This window comes from Streptomyces sp. WM6386 (assembly GCF_000972385.1).
GTDB lineage: Bacteria > Actinomycetota > Actinomycetes > Streptomycetales > Streptomycetaceae > Streptomyces.
In genome coordinates, this window is record NZ_JXTE01000030.1 from 37,718 (window position 1) to 53,711 (window position 15,994).

The window sequence follows — 15,994 nt, forward strand, 5'->3', positions numbered from 1 at the left end:
GGGGTGTCCGGCAGTCGTGACGACCTGCGGGACACCCCTTGTGCCGGGCTCCGGGGAGTCGGGGCTTACGGCTTGACGTTCCTGCTGTTGTCAGCGCCTGGGAGCGGTTGCGAGGTGATGAGGGCCCACTCGTCGTCGCAGGTCAGTTCAATGTCGTCGATGTCCACCTCACATGTGGTCTCGTAGACCTGACCCGTAGTGGTGATGACGTCGATCCGCACGTCCCCTTCCTCCTGATTGCCCTGGGCGTGCCCTTCGACGGCGATCCCGCAAGCGTTCTGTGGGTAGCCGGTGTTGGCGGTGAGGTCGGTCCACTTGAAGGTGCTGATGGAGTTACTCCTGAGGTCACGGATACCCGCGTAGGCCCTGTTCGGGCCGCCCATGACCGGCGGGGTCAGCGCGGCGCGCAGCTCGAAGTTGTTGCTGTCCTGGGTGGAGTCGATTTCGGCACACGTGCTGGGGCCGGTGGCACCTGTCGCGCCGGTTGCCCCTGTCGCTCCCGTGGCTCCGGTGGCTCCCGTTGCTCCCGTGGCCCCGTCCGTGCCATCCGCGCCGGTGGCGCCCGTCGCTCCCGTCGCGCCCTTCGGCCCGGTCGCCCCGGTGGCGCCTGTCGCACCCTTGCACTTGTCCTTGGGCTTGGGCTTGCTCTCGGGGACGTACGACTCCGCGGACCTCGACTTGTGAGGGCGGCAGCTCTTGCCCCCTTGCTGCGCGGCGGTCGGCTTGTCGTCGGACACGGAGGCGGCGGCCGCCGCCGTGGGCGAGACCACTCCGGTCGCGAGGACCAGCGTGAGGGAGGCCAGCATGCCGGCCTTGCGGAACCTCGAGCGGGCCAGCGGGCCGAGCGGCGACGGTGTCTGTCGGGAACTCATAGGCATGCTCCTTCTGCGCACAGCAGGCCAGGGACGTCCCGGCCTCAGTGCGAGAGTGACCCGCCCGCCCCACAACATCGGCTCTGTCCTCGGGGAACGCGCCGTCAAATAGGTAAAACGGTCTAGCGGATTGCGTGATCCGGGTGAGCAGACGTGACGGCATCGCAATCCGCGGGACGAATCCAGAACGTCGGCCGCCGCGTCTTGGCCGGTATGGAACCGCAGAAGTCGTTGCCCCCGCCCCGGCAGCCCGAGGGCTGTCTCACCACCGCCATCCGCATCCCGGTACGGATCGTCGTTCTCGTGCTGGTCGTGCCGGTGCGGATGGTGTGGGACGCGCTCGTGGTGGCTGGGCGGTTCCTGAACGACACCGTGTTGCGGCCGTTCGGGAGGGCGTTGCTGTGGGTCGCGCGGGCTGTCTTCGTGTGGCCGCTCGTGGGGCTGTGGCGGTATGTGGTCGTGCCGCTCGGCAAGGGGCTGGGGTGGCTGGGGACATACCTCGTCGTCGTGCCTCTGGTGTGGCTGTACCGGTATGCGCTCACTCCCGTCGGGCACGGCTTCGCGTGGGTCGCGCGGGGGATCGGGGCCGGTCTCGCGTGGGTGTACGCGCGTGTGCTCACGCCGATCGGGCACGGTGTGATGTGGGTGACGCGGGGGATCGGGCTCGGGGTGTACACCGCCGTGGCCTGGCTGGCGCGGTACCTCGTCGTCGTCCCCGCCCTGTGGGTGTACGAGTGGATCCTCACGCCCGTCGGGCACGGCATGCTCTGGATCCTCCGGGGCATCGGCAGCTGCCTGTACTGGATCGCGCGCGTGCTCCTCGTGCTGCCGGCGCTCGTGCTGTGGCGGTGGGTGCTCACTCCCGTCGGCCGGTTCCTGGCCGTCGTGGGGCGGGAGGTGTGGGACGCGCTCGGGCACGCCTGGCGGATCGCCGGACACATCTCGCTCGCCGTCGGGCGGTTCCTCGGGACCCTCTTCCGGTGGATCTTCGTGGACCCGGTGCGGTGGGTGTACCGGACGCTGCTCACGCCGGTCGGGCATGTGATGCGGGACCTCGTGCTGCGGCCCGTCGCCGAGGCCGCGCGCAGTGTGGGGCGGGCCACGCGGCAGGCGCTCACCGCCGCCCGGGAGACCGTACGGCAGGCGCGGGCCGACTTCCGGCGGATGCTCCTCGGGGAGCCTCGGGAGACGGTCGGGGCGGACCGACGGGAACCGTCCGGCCGCGAGACACGTACTCTTGGTAGCAGTACGACCGCACTCACGAAGGACTGAACGACACTGGGCAAGCGACAGCCCGAAGGCCCGCCGCCCGCACCCGCGGTGCAGCGCATCCGACTGCGCTACACCAAGCGCGGCCGCCTCCGGTTCACCAGCCACCGTGACTTCCAGCGCGCCTTCGAGCGTGCGTTGCGCCGTGCCGAGGTGCCGATGGCGTACTCGGCGGGGTTCACGCCGCATCCGAAGGTGTCGTACGCCAATGCCGCACCCACCGGCACGGGCAGTGAGGCGGAGTATCTGGAGATCGCCCTCACCCAGGCGCGGGACCCCGAGAAACTCAGGATCCTGCTCGACGAGTCGATGCCCACCGGCCTCGACATCATCGACGCGGTCGAGGCCCGGACCTCCGGGCTCGCCGACCGGCTCACGGCCTCGGTGTGGGAGCTGCGGCTCGACGGAGTGGACCCGGCCGACGCCGAGCGCGCGGTCGCGGCCTTCACCGCCGCCGAGTCCGTCGAGGTCCAGCGCAAGACCAAGAACGGCATCCGTACCTTCGACGCCCGTTCCGCAGTCGTACAACTAGAGACGCACGGTCCACAGCCCGCCGCAAGCGTCGGCTCAGCTGGAGCGGCTGACGCCGCGCCCCTTGCTGGGCCGACCGACCAGCCCTGTGCGATACTGCGGCTGGTTGTTCGGCACGTGACGCCTGCCGTTCGACCCGACGACGTCCTGTCCGGTCTCCGCGCCGTGGCCGACCTGGCGCCGCCGGTCCCCGCAGCGGTGACCAGGCTGGCGCAGGGGCTGTTCGATGAAGAGACCGGCACGGTGACCGACCCGCTCGCGCCCGACCGCGAGGCAGCTGAGGCCCCCACAACGGCCACTGCCGCCGCGAAGGCGCCGGCGTAGGGAAGGTCCCGCGAAGGACGGACGTCGTAGCGCCGCCCTCGTACTCGGGAGCCACCTGGGTCGGGCAGCACACCGACCAGAAGACTTTCGCCAGGCCGTACCCAACAGGGTGTACGGAACCGGCGAGACAGGACACAGAGAGCTCCCGTGCGGCGCCCGCGCCCCGGACGGCGGCACCGCGCATCGCGCGAGCCGCGGACGTCACCGGCATCGCCGGACCAGGTGCGGCGCCCGGGAGCCTGACGGGAGAAACGCCCGCATGCTCGAGCCGACCGAACCCACCGAGGGTTCCGAACTCAACACCCCCAGCGACACCCTGCCGCCGCGTCGTCGGCGCAGGGCCGCATCCCGACCGGCGGGCCCCCCGGTCGGCGCCGCGGCCGAGACGCCGGACGAGGTGACGCCGGCCATACCGGCCACCGAGGACGCGCCCGCCGAGGAGACCGAAGAGCCGACGGTGGCCGAAGAGGCCTCTGCGGAGACCGAGGCACCCGCCGAGGAGGCCGCGCCCGCCGGGCGTACGCGTCGTCGGGCCACCCGCCGGGCGTCCGCGCCCGCCGGTGCTCCGGCCGCGGTCGAGGCTGCCGAGACCGTCGTGCCCGCCGCGGCCGAGGTGAAGGCCGAGGAGGCCGCTGCGGAGACCGTGGTGGCCGAGGCGCCTGCCGAGGAGGCCGCGCCTGCCGGGCGTACGCGTCGTCGGGCCACCCGCCGGGCGTCCGCGCCCGCCGGTGCTCCGGCCGCCGCCGAGACCGCCGCACCCGCTGATGAAGCCGAAGAGGCCGTAGCGGCCGAAGCGCCCGCCGAGGAGGCAGCGCCCGCCGCGCGCACCCGCCGTCGGGCCACCCGCCGCACGGCCGCGCCCGTCGAGCCCGCCGCCCAGGACACCGAGGCTCCGGCGAAGGCCGAGCCGGAGCCGATCGTCACCGACGAGGCTGCCGCCGAGGAAGAGGCCCCGCGCCGGGCCCGCCGTCGCGCCACGCGTCGCGTGTCCGCGCCCACCGCGGCGCCCGAGAGCGTGGAGGCGCCCGTGAGCGCTGTCGAGGAGAACGAGCCGGTCGAGGCCGTCGTGGAGCCGAAGGCTGCCGAAGAGGCGCCGGCGAGCGAGGCCCCCGCCGCTGAAGCCCCCGCCGACGAGGCCGGCCCGCGTCGTGCGCGCCGCCGTTCCGTGCGTCGTGCCGCCACCGGGTTCTCCGAGCCCGCCGCGCGGTCCGGCGCCGACGAGAGCGCCGAGGACGAGGGTTCGCGTCGGCCGGCGCGGCCCGCCGTGGCCGTGTTCCAGGCGCCGGTCTTCGCCGAGCCGCAGTTCCAGACGCCTCAGCGGGCCGCTGCCGAGGCAGCCGCCGTCGAGGTGGAGGTCGAGGAGCCCGAGGCGGAGTTCCAGGAGGAGCAGACGCCGCGTCGCCGTCGCCGTCGTCGCGGTGAGCCCGCCGAGGCCGAGGCCGCCCCGGTCGTCGAGGCCGTCGCCGAGGAGGAGACGGACGAGGCCGAGGAGAGCGCCGACGTCGAGGACGGAGCCGAGGCGGAGGACGCCGAGGAGGGCGGTTCGCGCCGTCGCCGCCGTCGTGGTGGCCGTCGCCGTCGTCGCGGTGAGTCCGCCGACGCGGACGGCGAGGAGGGCGACGAGCTTGCCGCCGAGGCGGATCAGGATGCCGAGGACACCGCCGAGCAGGTCGAGGACGACGCGGAGGAGGACTCCGACGAAGGCGGTTCCTCGTCCTCCAGCAGCCGTCGCCGCCGTCGCCGCCGCCGCCGTACCGGTGACAGCTCCACCGACATCGAGCCCGGTGACGGCGACCCCGAGCGCACGGTCGTCAAGGTCCGCGAGCCCCGCCCGAAGGCCGAGCCGTCCGACGAGGTGCAGTCCATCAAGGGCTCGACCCGTCTGGAGGCCAAGAAGCAGCGCCGCCGTGAGGGCCGTGAGCAGGGCCGCCGACGCGTCCCGATCATCACCGAGGCCGAGTTCCTGGCCCGCCGTGAGGCCGTCGAGCGGGTGATGGTCGTCCGCCAGAGCGGCGAGCGCACCCAGATCGGTGTCCTCGAGGACAACGTGCTCGTCGAGCACTACGTCAACAAGGAGCAGTCGACCTCGTACGTCGGCAACGTCTACCTGGGCAAGGTCCAGAACGTGCTGCCGTCGATGGAGGCCGCCTTCATCGACATCGGCAAGGGCCGCAACGCGGTGCTCTACGCCGGTGAGGTCAACTTCGAGGCGCTGGGCATGGCCAACGGGCCGCGGCGCATCGAGAGCGCGCTGAAGTCCGGTCAGTCGGTGCTCGTCCAGGTGACGAAGGACCCGATCGGGCACAAGGGCGCGCGGCTGACCAGCCAGGTCTCCCTGCCCGGGCGCTACCTCGTGTACGTGCCCGAGGGTTCGATGACCGGCATCAGCCGCAAGCTGCCCGACACCGAGCGGGCGCGGCTGAAGACCATCCTCAAGAAGATCGTTCCCGAGGACGCGGGCGTCATCGTGCGCACCGCCGCCGAGGGCGCGAGCGAGGACGAGCTGCGCCGCGATGTCGAGCGACTGCAGGCGCAGTGGGAGGACATCGAGAAGAAGGCCAAGAACGGCAACGCGCCGACGCTGCTGTACGGCGAGCCGGACATGACCGTCCGGGTCGTCCGCGACATCTTCAACGAGGACTTCACCAAGGTCGTCGTCAGCGGTGACGAGGCGTGGGAGACCATCCACGGATACGTCGCGCACGTCGCGCCCGACCTGGCCGAGCGGCTGTCGAAGTGGACCTCCGAGGTCGACGTCTTCGCCACCTACCGGATCGACGAGCAGCTCGCCAAGGCGCTGGACCGCAAGGTTTGGCTGCCCAGCGGCGGTTCGCTGGTGATCGACCGTACCGAGGCGATGGTCGTCGTCGACGTCAACACCGGCAAGTTCACCGGCCAGGGCGGCAACCTCGAGGAGACGGTCACCAGGAACAACCTGGAGGCGGCCGAGGAGATCGTGCGCCAGCTGCGGCTGCGCGACCTCGGCGGCATCATCGTCATCGACTTCATCGACATGGTCCTGGAGCAGAACCGGGACCTGGTGCTGCGGCGCCTGCTGGAGTGCCTGGGCCGGGACCGGACCAAGCACCAGGTCGCCGAGGTCACCTCGCTGGGCCTGGTCCAGATGACCCGTAAGCGGGTCGGCCAGGGCCTGCTGGAGTCGTTCTCGGAGACCTGCGTCCACTGCAACGGCCGCGGTGTCATCGTCCACATGGAGCAGCCGACCTCCGTCGGAGGCGGCGGCAAGCGCAAGAAGCGCGGGCGTGGCGGCATCGAGCACGTGCACGAGGCCGCGGTGGCGGCGGAGTCCGCCGAGAGCGCCGAGGCCGACGAGCTGGACGTGGAGACCGAGGCGGAGGTGGCCGCCGAGGTCGCCGAGCCGGTCGCGCTGGCCGAGCCCGTCTTCGAGCCCGACGAGGAGCTGTACAGCAGCGTCGCCGAGGCGGAGGCCGCGGTGGGCCGGGGCCGTTCGCGGCGTCGGGCGAGCCGGCGGTCGTCGGCTCCGGCCGGTGCGCCGAAGCGGGAGCGGGGCGAGCGGGCCGAGGTTCCGACGGCTCAGGACGTGACGGCCGAGGAAGAGGTCGAGCGTCCGGTGCAGGTCGAGCCTGCCGCGCAGGTGCAGGTCGAGCCGGCCGCCGTCGAGGACCCGGTCGTCGAGGACGCCGCGCCCAGGGGACGTACGCGTCGTCGTGCGACCCGCAAGGTGTCCGCGCCGGCCGGATCGCCCGCGGGTGCCGAGGCGGCCGTCGTGACGGTCACCGAGGCCGTGGCAGCGCCCGCGCCGGTCGCCGAGGAGGCTCCGGTCAAGGCCGAGCAGTCCGAGGCGCCCGCCGAGAGCGCCGCCCCGGCCCGTCCGCGGCGCCGTGCCGTGCGCAAGGCCACCGCGCCGACCGCGTCCGAGGAGACGGCCGTCGTGGTCGTCCCGGCGGCGGAGACCGCCACGGAGGCCACGGCCTCCGAGGAGTCCGCCGAGGAGACGGCTCCGGCCAAGAAGACGGCCGCCCGCAAGACGGCCAAGAAGGCGACGGCGAAGAAGGCCGCCACCAAGAAGACCGCGGCCAAGAAGACGGTCGCGAAGAAGGCGACGACCAAGAAGGCCGCTGCCAAGAAGACGACGGCGAAGAAGACCGCGGCGGCCGAGCAGACGGTCTCCAAGGTCTCGGCTTCCGCCGACGAGAGCTGAGTTCCGGCTCACCGCGGGTGTGCGGCTGGTCAGGAGTGATCAGCCGCACACCCGGGGGCCCCGGCCCGGTTTGACCCGTTCGGCCGTGGCCCCGTAACCTTGACCGTCGGCGTGTCGACTGACACGTCACATCCCCGTAAACCCTTTCCTCCGGAGCACCTGGGTGTTTTGGAGAGGCTGTCCGCGTGCCGGGTGGCTGGACTGCGGGGGTGCCGTCCCGAGCGAGAGAGTGAGATCCGCGTGTACGCCATCGTGCGCAGCGGTGGTCGCCAGCACAAGGTTGCTGTCGGCGACATCGTTGAGGTTGACAAGATTTCCACTGCCAAGGTTGGCGACACGGTCGAGCTCTCGACCCTGCTCGTTGTCGACGGCGAGTCCGTGACCAGCGACCCGTGGGTGCTGGCCGGTATCAAGGTCCAGGCCGAGGTCGTGGACCACCACAAGGGCGTCAAGATCGACATCCTTCGCTACAAGAACAAGACCGGCTACCGCCGTCGTCAGGGCCACCGCCAGCAGTACACGGCGATCAAGGTCACTGAGATCCCCGCGGCTGCGAAGTAAGGGACTGAGGAGAGATGGCACACAAGAAGGGCGCATCGTCCACCCGTAACGGTCGTGACTCCAACGCTCAGCGCCTCGGCGTGAAGCGTTTCGGCGGTCAGGTCGTCAACGCGGGTGAGATCCTGGTCCGCCAGCGCGGTACCCACTTCCACCCCGGCGCGGGCGTCGGCCGTGGCGGCGACGACACGCTGTTCGCCCTCGCGGCCGGTTCGGTGCAGTTCGGCACCCACCGTGGCCGCAAGGTCGTGAACATCGTCCCGGTCGCCTGAGCTCAGGCTTAGGGCTTCAGACCGAACGTTTCGCGAGGCGGACCTCACTTCCCCTGTGGGAAGGCGGGTCCGCCTTTCGCGTGTTACAGCAGTAGAGAACCGTACGAACATTTCAAGTGCTGGAGGCACCCCACATGACCACCTTCGTGGACCGCGTCGAACTGCATGTCGCCGCGGGTAACGGAGGTCACGGCTGTGCCTCCGTCCACCGGGAGAAGTTCAAGCCGCTCGGCGGCCCCGACGGCGGAAACGGCGGGCGGGGCGGCGACGTCATCCTGACCGTCGACCAGTCGGTGACCACGCTCCTGGACTACCACCACTCCCCGCACCGCAAGGCCACCAACGGCAAGCCCGGCGAGGGCGGCAACCGCTCCGGCAAGGACGGTCAGGACCTGGTCCTGTTCGTGCCGGACGGCACCGTCGTACAGGACAAGGCGGGCAACGTCCTCGCCGACCTGGTCGGCCACGGCACCTCCTACGTCGCCGCACAGGGTGGCCGCGGTGGTCTCGGCAACGCGGCGCTGGCGTCCGCGCGGCGCAAGGCGCCCGGCTTCGCGCTGCTCGGTGTGCCCGGTGACCTCCAGGACATCGTCCTGGAGCTGAAGACCGTCGCCGACGTCGCGCTGGTCGGCTACCCGAGCGCGGGCAAGTCCTCGCTGATCTCGGTGCTCAGCGCGGCCAAGCCGAAGATCGCCGACTACCCCTTCACCACCCTGGTCCCGAACCTCGGTGTGGTGACCGCCGGCTCGACCGTCTACACCATCGCCGACGTGCCGGGTCTAATCCCGGGCGCCAGCCAGGGCAAGGGCCTGGGCCTGGAGTTCCTGCGGCACGTGGAGCGGTGCAGCGTGCTGGTGCATGTGCTGGACACGGCGACCCTGGAGTCCGACCGTGACCCCGTCTCCGACCTCGACATCATCGAGGAGGAGCTGCGGCAGTACGGCGCCGGGCTCGACAAGCGGCCCCGCATGGTCGTGCTGAACAAGATCGACGTCCCGGACGGCAAGGACCTCGCCGAGATGGTGCGCCCGGAGCTGGAGGCGCGCGGCTACCGCGTCTTCGAGGTGTCCGCGGTGGCGCACATGGGGCTGAAGGAACTGTCGTTCGCGCTGGCCGACGTGGTCGCAAAGGCGCGCGCCGCGAAGCCGAAGGAGGAGGCGACGCGGATCGTCATCCGGCCCAAGGCCGTGGACGACGCGGGCTTCACCGTGGTGCGCGAGGAGGACGGGCTGTTCCGGGTGCGCGGCGAGAAGCCGGAGCGCTGGGTGCGGCAGACCGACTTCAGCAACGACGAGGCCGTCGGCTATCTCGCCGACCGGCTCAACCGCCTCGGTGTCGAGGAGAAGCTGATGAAGGCGGGCGCCCGCTCGGGCGACGGTGTCGCGATCGGCCCCGAGGACAACGCCGTGGTCTTCGACTGGGAGCCGACCGTGATGGCCGGTGCCGAGATGCTCGGCCGCCGTGGTGAGGACCACCGCTTCGAGGCTCCGCGCCCCGCCGCTCAGCGGCGTCGCGACAAGGAGGCCGAACGGGACGAGGCGTCGCGGGAGTTCGACGACTTCGAGCCGTTCGAGCAGTGAGCCGGTCGGTGACCCCGGTCGCCGGCTGAGGTTGTCGTACGCCGGGAGAACCTCCGGCGTGCGACAGGGCAACCAAGCGTCGTTCCGGTGAGTCGTACGGGGCAGCGTGGATGAGGATCTTGCATCCTCTCCGCGGTCAACTGCCCTTACGACAGCCGGAGTTCACGTGTCCCTGCCCGCTTCGCCCGCCTCGCGCAGAGCCCGGCGCGCCGTCGTCGCTGCGATCGCCCTGATCGCCGCCACGTGCGGCGCGCTTCCCGTCGCGCAGGCACAGCCGAAGGCCGGGGCGCCGCAGGACTTCAACGGGGACGGATACGAGGACCTCGCCGTCGGGGTGCCGTACGCCACGGTCGGCGGGAAGAAGGCGGCCGGTTACTTCGCCGTCGTCCTCGGGTCGGCGAAGGGCCTGGATCTCGCGACCAGGAGGGTCTACTCGCAGGCCTCGCCCGGTATCCCCGGATCGCCCGAGGCGGACGACCGCTTCGGTGACCGCGTCATCCCTGTCGACCTGGACGGCGACGGCTACACCGACCTGGTGGTGCCCGCTACCGGGGAGCACTGGACGTCGGGCGGCGAGGCACAGGTCCACAGCCAGACCGTGCTGTGGGGATCTGCCGCGGGCCTGTCCGGCGGAACGCTTCTGCGGCCGGGGCGGCTCCTCGCCCCCCGCTCCAGCCTCCCCGGCGACTTCGACGGCGACGGCCACACCGACCTGGCCATGCCCGGCGGTGTGCGCTTCGGCCCCTTCACCCGGGACGGCGTGCCCGCCCGGACTCAGGAGATCCCCGCCTACGACAGCGACGACTCGGTGCTCGACATGGCGGCCGGGGACGTCGACGGCGACGGCGTCACCGACCTCGTCTCGCTGACCATGCCCGCCGACTGGGAGCCCGGCGACCAGGGCTCCAGCCACAACCTCAACTACCTGCACGGCACCCAGCAGGGCCTCGCCCCGCTCACCGCGCTGCGGAACGCGCAGGGCGCGAAGATCGAGGGCGGCAGCGACATCGAGTTCGGTGACGTGAACGGCGACGGCCGCGACGACATCGTCTTCGGCAGGCCCTCCCCGGCCAACGGCAACGAGGAGCCGAGTGACCCCAGCCAGTACGGCTCACGGGTCGGCGTCGTCCTGGGCACCGCGCAGGGCCCGAAGACCGGGGACCCGCGCATGCTTCACCAGGACACCCCCGGGGTGCCGGGCGTCGGCGAGTCGGGCGACTTCTTCGGCGCGTCCGTCGCGGTCGGGGACGTCGACGGCGACGGCTACGCCGACATCGTGGCCGGCAATCCGCTCGAGGACTTCGCCGGTGTGCAGGACGCGGGCACGGTCGTCGTGATCCCGGGCGGGGCGTCCGGCCCCACCGGTGCCGGTTCCAAGGTGTTCAGCCAGAACACGGCCGGTGTCCCCGGCACCGCCGAGCGCCGGGACCGCTTCGGCGAGGCCCTCACCCTGCTCGACACCGACGACGACGGCCGCGCCGATCTGATCGTCGGCGCACCCGGCGAGAACGCCGACGCCGGCTCGGTGTGGGCCTTCCGCTCCACCGCCGCCGGGGTCACCACCAAGGGATCCCTCTCCTTCGGCGCCAAAGCCTTCGGCACGAACCCGGACTCCGCCCGGCTGGGCGCGGACTTCCCGCACTGAGCCGCCGCCCGAACTGATCATCAGTCAGGCCCGTTGCGGCAACGAGGTGTTCGTGTGCCGCGGCGGGTCTTCTGTTGTCTCCCTAGTTGTCATGCACCCGAAGCTCGTGGTTCAGCGGGCGGACTGTCCACGGGCGTGAGCTTCCAGTGTCCAAGAGGCCAGTGAGGCAGGGGAGTTCGCTGATGACCCGAGCAACATCGCCCGACCGACGCCGCTTTCTGACCGCCGGGGCCGCCGTGATCGGCGCCGCCGCCTCCGCCCAGCTGTGGCTGCCGACCACCGCCCGCGCGGCCGGAACGACGTTGCCCGACGGTGTGTTCAGCCTCGGTGTCACCTCCGGCGACCCGCTGCCCGACGGCATCGTCCTGTGGACCCGGCTCGCCCCCGACCCGCTGAACGGCGGCGGTATGCCCGACGAGGTCGTGCCGGTGGAGTGGGAGCTCGCGGAGGACGAACGGTTCAGAAAGCCCGTACGCCGGGGCGTGACCCAGGCATGGCCCGAGTACGGGCACAGCGTTCACGTGGATGTACGGCATCTGCGCCCGGGCCGTACCTACTGGTACCGCTTCCGCACGAGCGGCCAGATCTCGCCCACCGGCCGCACCCGCACCGCCCCCCACCCGCACAGCAAGGGCGGCAGCCTGCGCTTCGCGCTCGCGTCCTGCCAGAACTACCAGCACGGTTGGTTCACGCCGTACGCCGACATGCTCGCCCAGGACCCCGACTTCGTGCTCTTCGTCGGCGACTACATCTACGAGTCGTCGCCCGCGTCCACGGGCGTACGCCGGCACGAGGGCACGGGGGAGCCGTACACCCTGGTCCAGTACCGCAACCGGTACGCCCAGTACCGCTCGGACCCGGACCTCGCCGCGATGCACGCCGGCGCCCCCTGGATCGTCACCTTCGACGACCACGAGGTCGACAACGACTTCGCCGGCGAGATCCCGCAGGACCCCGACAAGCAGTCGCACGACGCCTTCGTGGCCCGGCTCACCGCGGCCTACCAGGCGTACTACGAGCACATGCCGGTCCGCGCGAGCTCGGTGCCCACGGGTCCGCACATCCAGATGTACCGCCGCCTGGAGTTCGGCCGGCTCGCCCGCCTCAACGTGCTCGACACCCGGCAGTTCCGCAGCGACCAGGCGACCAGCCAGGAGGGCGCCCAGGACCCCGCGCTCACCATGCTCGGCGCCGGACAGAAGGAATGGCTCCTGGACGGGCTGCGCGACTCCCCGGCCCGCTGGAACCTCATCGCCTCGCAGATCATGATGGCCGAGACCGATCTGAAGGTCGGCGAGGGCAAGCTCTGGTACTACGACGCCTGGGACGGCTACCAGGCCGAACGCAACCAGCTCATGCGCGAGTTCGAGGATGTCCGCAACCCCGTCGTGTTCACCGGCGACCGCCATCTGACGATGATCAGCGACCTCAAGAAGGACTTCGCCGACCCGGACTCCGACGTCGTCGGCGCCGAGTTCGTGGGGACGTCCATCTCCAGCAACGGCGACCAGGACCAGGACGCCTTCCGCAAGCAGTGGGACCCGCTGATGGCGGACAACCCGCACTGGAAGCTGCTCGACGCCCACCGCGGCTACCACCTCTTCGACGTCGACCGCCACGGCATCGACGCCCGGGTCAGGGTCGTGGACACGGTCCGGCAGCCGACGGCGACGGCGAGCACGCTGGCCACGCTGCGGGTCGAGGCGGATCACCCCGGCGTAGAGCTCGCGTGAGCGGTCGACGATGAATTCCGTGTGACGGGAGCCTGGGACTCAGCTGTGTCCCAGGTCTCTCTCAGTGCAGTCTCAGGAATCCCTCTTACCGTCCCTTGACCATGGAGACGGACTGTACGAGACGTGAACCCGCGGCGAACGGCGGCGTGATCCCCCCGCTGCCCGCCGGCACCCGCCTGCTGCACATCGGCCCCCACAAGACCGGGACGACCTCGATCCAGGGCGCGATGTTCGCCGTGAAGGACCGGCTCGGCGGGCACGGCGTCGACTGGCCGGCCACCACCCGGCACCCCATGGAGGCCGTGCTGGCGGCCTGCGCCCGGCCGGGGATGATGGGCGACGCCGACCCCAGCGAGAAACAGTGGCTGCAGCTCGTGGCCAAGGCGCGGGGCGCGGGCCGGCGCACCTCGGTCATCAGCAGCGAGTTCTTCGCCGACGCCCCCGACGACGCGGCCATCGCACGGATCGTCGAGCAGCTCGGGCGCGAGTCCGTACACATCCTCGTCACCCTGCGCCCGCTCGCGAAGGTCATGCCCTCGCAGTGGCAGCAGTACGTCCAGAACGGCCTGCGCATGGGCTACGAGGAATGGCTCGAGCACATGCTCAGGAAGGCCCCCTACGAGAAGCCCAACCCCAGCTTCTGGCACCGCCACCGGCACGACCGGCTCGTCGAGCGCTGGGCCCGGGTGGCCGGCCCGGAGCGGGTCACCGTCGTCGTGGTGGACGACCGCGACCGGGGCGGACTGATGCGCACCTTCGAGTCGCTGCTCGGGCTGCCGGCGGATCTGCTCCAGGAGGTCCCGGACACCGCGAACCGTTCCCTGACGCTCGCCGAGACCGAAATGCTGCGGAATCTTAATAGGGAATTCCGCGGCAATGACCTCCCGGAGGAGCTGTATTCCAGGCTCGTACGGCACGGCGCGGTGATGCATATGAAGAACACGTGCAGTCCGACCGCGCAGGACGTGAAGATCAGCACCCCGCAGTGGGCCGTCGAGGCCGCGGCGGAGATCGGCGCCGAGATGGCGCAGCGCATCGGCACCATGGGCGTGCGCGTCCTCGGCGACCCGGCCCTGCTGTCCGCCGTGGCGAAGCCCGCCACGCAGACCCCGGCGGAACCGCGGATCGCCCCCGAGGTGGCCGCGCAGGCGCTGTACGGAGCGCTCGCCGCGGCCGCCGCCGCGCCGATCCGGAACACGGCGCCGGTCAAGTCGCGCACCGTGCACCAGACCTCGTCGAAAGAACTCATGAAGGTGCTGGGACACCGCTGCCTGAAGCGGCTGCGGCGGCGCTGAGGGGTACGGTCGTCACACACAGCAATACAGAACTCGCTGTGGAGTTACTCACAGCAATTCCAGGTACTCGCCACAACGGTCTCCTCAATCACCAGGAGTACAAGGTGAATGACAGATGGCGCGCACATATGCGGTGGAGGGCGCTCACCTTGCACTGCGGTAACCCCAAGTGGGACCATTTCCGAGTTCCCTGTCGCCCCGAGGTAGGTCATCTGTGTCCCAGCACATCGCCAAGCCCCGTACCACCGCAGTGATCCTGGCCGGCGGTACCGGTCAGCGCGTGGGTCTCTCGATCCCCAAGCAGCTGCTGAAGATCGCCGGCAAGGCAGTCATCGAGCACACCCTGACCACCTTCGAGAACGCCGACTCGATCGACGACATCATCGTCCTGATGGCGCCGGGCTACGTGCCGGACATAGAGAAGATCGTGGCCAAGGCCGGCTTCACGAAGGTCAAGAAGGTCATCGAGGGCGGTTCGACCCGGAACGAGACCACCGAGCGCGCCATCGAGGCGCTCGGCGAGGGCCTGGCCGAGGGCGAGGACCTCAACGTCCTGTTCCACGACGCCGTTCGCCCCCTGCTGGCCCAGCGCGTCATCGACGACTGCGTGGTCGCGCTGGAGCGCTACCAGGCCGTCGACGTCGCCATCCCGTCCGCGGACACCATCATCGTGACCCGCACCCACGGCGAGGACGGCGAGTTCATCACCGAGATCCCGGACCGCTCCCGGCTGCGCCGCGGCCAGACCCCGCAGGCCTTCAAGCTGTCCACGATCAAGCGGGCCTACGAGGTCGCAGCCGGCGACCCCAACTTCCAGGCCACGGACGACTGCTCGGTCGTGCTGAAGTACCTGCCGGACGTGCCGATCCACGTCGTCGCGGGCGACGAGTACAACATGAAGGTCACCCAGCCCGTCGACGTCTTCATCGCCGACAAGCTCTTCCAGCTGGCCTCCACCGCCGCGCCCGAGCAGGTCTCCGAGGAGGCCTACCGCGAGCTGCTGACCGGCAAGACCGTCGTCGTCTTCGGCGGCTCCTACGGCATCGGCAAGGACATCGCCGAACTCGCCGAGTCCTACGGCTCGAAGGTGTACGCGCTGGGCCGCTCCACCACCGGCACGCACGTCGAGAACCCCGAGGAGGTCGACGACGCGCTGTCCAAGGCGTACGCCGAGACCGGGCGCATCGACTACGTCGTCAACACCGCCGGAGTGCTGCGCATCGGCAAGCTGGCCGAGACGGACAACGCGACCATCGAGGAAGCGCTGAAGGTCAACTACCTCGCCCCGGTGCAGATCGCACGTTCCAGCTACAAGTACCTGGCGGAGACCAAGGGCCAGCTGCTGCTCTACACCTCCAGCAGCTACACCCGCGGCCGCGCCGAGTACAGCCTCTACTCCTCGACCAAGGCCGCGATGGTGAACCTCACCCAGGCCCTGTCCGACGAGTGGGCCGGCGACGGTGTCCGCGTCAACTGCATCAACCCCGAGCGCACCGCGACCCCGATGCGCACCAAGGCCTTCGGTCAGGAGCCCTCGGGCACCCTGCTCTCCTCCGAGGCCGTCGCCCGCACCTCGCTCGACGTGCTGCTGTCCGAGCTCACCGGCCATGTGATCGACGTGCGCCAGCAGGACCCCACGGCCGCCGCGGGCAGGGCCTCCGGGTTCGAGCAGGCACTTGCCAGTGTCCTGGACCGTCAGGACGGCGTGGCATAATCAACGGCAATTAGACAT

General features: G+C 70.8%; 11 protein-coding genes. 10 read left to right on the forward strand and 1 reads right to left on the reverse strand.

Annotated elements, in window-relative coordinates:
• Positions 1-65: 65 nt before the first annotated feature.
• The gene (locus tag TN53_RS47865) at positions 66-872 is read right to left on the reverse strand and encodes a hypothetical protein (RefSeq protein ID WP_052745258.1); all 807 of its coding nucleotides are present in this window, start codon (positions 870-872) and stop codon (positions 66-68) included.
• 213 nt (positions 873-1,085) lie between these two features.
• Here TN53_RS47865 and TN53_RS19940 point away from each other — a divergent pair, with 213 nt between their 5' ends.
• The 10 genes from TN53_RS19940 (at position 1,086) to TN53_RS19985 (ending at position 15,976) form a co-directional block, all read left to right on the forward strand.
• The gene (locus TN53_RS19940; protein WP_046259917.1) at positions 1,086-2,144 is read left to right on the forward strand and encodes a hypothetical protein; all 1,059 of its coding nucleotides are present in this window, start codon (positions 1,086-1,088) and stop codon (positions 2,142-2,144) included.
• Between the two features lie 48 nt (positions 2,145-2,192).
• A complete protein-coding gene (locus tag TN53_RS19945) occupies positions 2,193-2,996 on the forward strand; it encodes a TIGR03936 family radical SAM-associated protein (RefSeq protein ID WP_046259918.1) in 804 nt (267 codons plus the stop codon).
• Positions 2,997-3,255: 259 nt separating this feature from the next.
• Positions 3,256-7,179 (forward strand): Rne/Rng family ribonuclease, encoded by a 3,924-nt coding sequence (locus TN53_RS19950; RefSeq protein WP_046259919.1) that lies wholly within the window; start codon positions 3,256-3,258, stop codon positions 7,177-7,179.
• Positions 7,180-7,419: 240 nt separating this feature from the next.
• Positions 7,420-7,740 carry a 50S ribosomal protein L21 gene (gene rplU / locus TN53_RS19955; RefSeq protein ID WP_046259920.1) on the forward strand — a complete coding sequence of 107 codons (321 nt, stop codon included), beginning with the start codon at positions 7,420-7,422 and terminating at the stop codon, positions 7,738-7,740.
• Between the two features lie 14 nt (positions 7,741-7,754).
• Positions 7,755-8,009 carry a 50S ribosomal protein L27 gene (rpmA, locus tag TN53_RS19960; RefSeq protein ID WP_042172004.1) on the forward strand — a complete coding sequence of 85 codons (255 nt, stop codon included), beginning with the start codon at positions 7,755-7,757 and terminating at the stop codon, positions 8,007-8,009.
• Positions 8,010-8,143: 134 nt separating this feature from the next.
• The gene (gene obgE, locus TN53_RS19965) at positions 8,144-9,589 is read left to right on the forward strand and encodes a GTPase ObgE (protein WP_046259921.1); all 1,446 of its coding nucleotides are present in this window, start codon (positions 8,144-8,146) and stop codon (positions 9,587-9,589) included.
• Between the two features lie 166 nt (positions 9,590-9,755).
• The gene (locus TN53_RS19970; RefSeq protein WP_052745259.1) at positions 9,756-11,234 is read left to right on the forward strand and encodes an FG-GAP and VCBS repeat-containing protein; all 1,479 of its coding nucleotides are present in this window, start codon (positions 9,756-9,758) and stop codon (positions 11,232-11,234) included.
• Between the two features lie 182 nt (positions 11,235-11,416).
• The gene (locus TN53_RS19975; RefSeq protein ID WP_046259922.1) at positions 11,417-12,967 is read left to right on the forward strand and encodes an alkaline phosphatase D family protein; all 1,551 of its coding nucleotides are present in this window, start codon (positions 11,417-11,419) and stop codon (positions 12,965-12,967) included.
• Between the two features lie 101 nt (positions 12,968-13,068).
• Positions 13,069-14,262, forward strand: coding sequence for a hypothetical protein (locus tag TN53_RS19980; RefSeq protein WP_046259923.1), 1,194 nt, complete (start codon positions 13,069-13,071; stop codon positions 14,260-14,262).
• Between the two features lie 214 nt (positions 14,263-14,476).
• Positions 14,477-15,976, forward strand: coding sequence for a bifunctional cytidylyltransferase/SDR family oxidoreductase (locus tag TN53_RS19985; protein ID WP_046259924.1), 1,500 nt, complete (start codon positions 14,477-14,479; stop codon positions 15,974-15,976).
• The last annotated feature ends 18 nt before the right edge of the window (positions 15,977-15,994 follow it).

What these genes read in the sequence shown, in the direction of transcription:
- TN53_RS47865 (WP_052745258.1), bottom strand. Translation starts at nt 872, where the DNA reads ATGAGTTCCCGACAGACACCGTCGCCGCTCGGCCCGCTGGCCCGCTCG.
- TN53_RS19940 (WP_046259917.1), top strand. Translation starts at nt 1,086, where the DNA reads ATGGAACCGCAGAAGTCGTTGCCCCCGCCCCGGCAGCCCGAGGGCTGT.
- TN53_RS19950 (WP_046259919.1), top strand. Translation starts at nt 3,256, where the DNA reads ATGCTCGAGCCGACCGAACCCACCGAGGGTTCCGAACTCAACACCCCC.
- rpmA (WP_042172004.1), top strand. Translation starts at nt 7,755, where the DNA reads ATGGCACACAAGAAGGGCGCATCGTCCACCCGTAACGGTCGTGACTCC.
- obgE (WP_046259921.1), top strand. Translation starts at nt 8,144, where the DNA reads ATGACCACCTTCGTGGACCGCGTCGAACTGCATGTCGCCGCGGGTAAC.
- TN53_RS19975 (WP_046259922.1), top strand. Translation starts at nt 11,417, where the DNA reads ATGACCCGAGCAACATCGCCCGACCGACGCCGCTTTCTGACCGCCGGG.
- TN53_RS19980 (WP_046259923.1), top strand. Translation starts at nt 13,069, where the DNA reads ATGGAGACGGACTGTACGAGACGTGAACCCGCGGCGAACGGCGGCGTG.